The sequence below is a fragment of the Herbaspirillum lusitanum P6-12 genome (assembly GCF_000256565.1).
Taxonomy (GTDB): Bacteria; Pseudomonadota; Gammaproteobacteria; order Burkholderiales; family Burkholderiaceae_D; genus Herbaspirillum; species Herbaspirillum lusitanum.
This window is the reverse complement of sequence record NZ_AJHH01000072.1, coordinates 1-730: the sequence shown is the minus strand read 5'-3', so window position 1 is coordinate 730 and position 730 is coordinate 1. Positions and strand designations below refer to the sequence as shown.

The 730-nt window shown below is 48.4% G+C and carries 1 pseudogene; it reads right to left on the bottom strand.

Annotated elements, in window-relative coordinates:
* Positions 1–138, bottom strand: a pseudogene (locus tag HLUSI_RS32315) (5-dehydro-4-deoxyglucarate dehydratase); the annotation flags it as partial.
* Positions 139–730 lie beyond the last annotated feature (592 nt).

Here is a 730-nt window from a genome sequence, read left to right as displayed (position 1 = left end):
GCTGGCGCCGTAGGGAGCCAGCCATTCCAGCCGCTCGGCATAGCCGCGGGCGTTGAAGTCGCCATTGGCGTCGAAGTCGGTCAGGGGAAACGAAAGCAGGCCGGAGCCCATGATGGTTTTAAGTTCTTGTGGCGTCATGATGGCGTGAAGTTGGCTGAAGAAGTGTCTCGGAAGGTATTGTTATTATGCATCGCTATTATTTGTTATCAGTCATCATACAATGTGAATTCTGAATTTGCCAATGGCTACTGCAACTATTTTTGACGGGTGGAAGCAGCTGCGTCAGGGTAGGGTAGTGACTTGTGCGACGCGATAACCGACGCGAATGCGTGGCTTTAAAAATTTATCTTAAACATTAAATATACGTTTTAACTTATTGTATTTTAAAGATAATATTTTCGTGTTTAAGTTAATGTAATTTCTCATTGCGAGTTCGTTTCGAGACGTGCGCCAAGCGTCGGCTTGCTGCGCTGCGAAACTAACTATTTTCCGTATTCCTGTCGACTTCGTTTGACAAGGAAATGAGGCGAAGCCGATAATCCCTCCTCGCGTTATAAGATAACGTATCACGCAGCGTAGCGTCATCTCCTCCAAGCAGTGCGCTGCCAGGGACTTATTCATTGGAAATGTAGACATGGCCGACCAAGCAACAGGGGCAGCAGGCGCAGTATCAGCAGCTGCAGCACAAAACAGGAATCAACCCAAACTCGGCCGTCTGTTGCTGACCGGC